Origin of the sequence: Aquidulcibacter paucihalophilus (assembly GCF_002105465.1) — a bacterium.
GTDB classification, from domain to species: domain Bacteria; phylum Pseudomonadota; class Alphaproteobacteria; order Caulobacterales; family Aquidulcibacteraceae; genus Aquidulcibacter; species Aquidulcibacter paucihalophilus.
This window is the reverse complement of record NZ_NCSQ01000002.1, coordinates 1-1,441: the sequence shown is the minus strand read 5'-3', so window position 1 is coordinate 1,441 and position 1,441 is coordinate 1. Positions and strand designations below refer to the sequence as shown.

Annotated in this window: 2 protein-coding genes; one reads left to right on the top strand and one right to left on the bottom strand. The window is 56.1% G+C overall.

Annotated elements, in window-relative coordinates; all coding sequences use genetic code 11:
- Positions 1-408: transposase (locus tag B7364_RS00020; RefSeq protein ID WP_198533976.1), on the top strand; the 408-nt coding region annotated here is incomplete at its 5' end.
- A gap of 412 nt (positions 409-820) precedes the next feature.
- Here B7364_RS00020 and B7364_RS00015 read toward each other — a convergent pair.
- Entirely contained in the window at positions 821-1,294 is a 474-nt protein-coding gene (locus B7364_RS00015) for an SAM-dependent methyltransferase (protein WP_085337898.1), read from the bottom strand.
- Between the last annotated feature and the right edge of the window lie 147 nt (positions 1,295-1,441).

The window sequence follows — 1,441 nt, the reverse complement described above, 5'->3', positions numbered from 1 at the left end:
AACAAGCGCCTGATCGCCATCAAGGATCAGGGCATTACCTTTGCCTATAAGGATTACCGAAGGCCCTCTGGCGACCAGCAACAGACCATGACGCTCACCCCTGACGCGTTCATCACCCGCTTCTTACTCCATGTCCTGCCCAAGGGGTTTCATCGCATCCGCCACTATGGCTTTTTATCCAGTGGCGTGCGCGTTAAGGAGATCGCCGCCATTCGTCACCTTCTTGGCGTATCTCAAGGCTCGGCGCAAAGCCCTGATGACACGCCCCAAGAAGATCCTGCGCCCAAAAAGCCTTGGCTTATCTGCCCCTCTTGTGGCGGGGACATGGTCATTACCGACATCTTCCAGTGCAAAGCCCAACCCCGCGCACCGCCACATAGGCGACCAAGTCATCGCAGGCCGTCATGATCGGGCTTGCGCAAATACAACCGCAGCGCACCGCCAAATGTACCCGTATCTGGCGATATGCCGCCCGCGCGCCTAACGCTCTAAAAGCCATGATCAGCACACCAAACAAGCGGGAAAATGGTGCGATCGTGTCCGGAATGCGCCTTCTCAAGCCGATACAGACACCACGCAATGCACAGATGTCGGCCCCAGCTCAGCCAGTCCTCGCTCCAAAGAACCCCAACAAACCAAGCCCCCAACCGAAATCCCCATAGCCACAGCCATCAACAACAAAGTTTCGTTCTCCGGACACTTTCGGACGCCCAAAGGCATCCGAAACCCTTCACGGAAGCGGATGGTCTGGTTTGGGGGGTGCAGGCGCGAAAGCGGACGTTCAGATGCCACGCGAACTATAGGCGGGGCCCTTAATCCGCTAGTCTGAGCTTTCCCAATAAGCGGCCATCAACTCCCCAACCCATTCGGGCTGCCGAACTTCGCCACGCGGCAGAAACTCGCGCATGACAGGCTTTATGTCGACCACGGGCGTCCCGCTAATCGCATCTAAACCTTCGAGATGGAGCGAAGTGCCTTCAACAGATAGAATTTTGCAAACCGTTACCCCAAGCCGGTTGGGCCTGTTCTTGCCGCGTTGCGCGAAAATGCCTGTCAGGGGCCAGTCTTGGCGCCCTCGCGGGTGGCGAGCGCCCTTCTCAATCTTATCAGGAGCGACCTTGTCAAAAACAAAGATGATTTCCACATGGCTAAATTCATCAAGCCCTGCCAATGCCTCAGGCGTGAACAGGTTGGAATTGAGTTCAATGGTAGACCTGCTCGCTCCCCAATCATCGTCGATCGGATCGGCTCTGCCTCCATGCACGTGGCCGATGGCTTGGATTGCAAAATTCATTCAAGCATCCTCCGAAAATAAGTAGAGCACGGGCTGGCCGCTTGGGTCTTCTAATTCAACGTCAATTTTGCCACCCGCCGAAACATACAGCGCCCTAGCTGGGGCATTTCCGGCCTCTGTAACAACCCATGCGGTTCGACAGCCAAT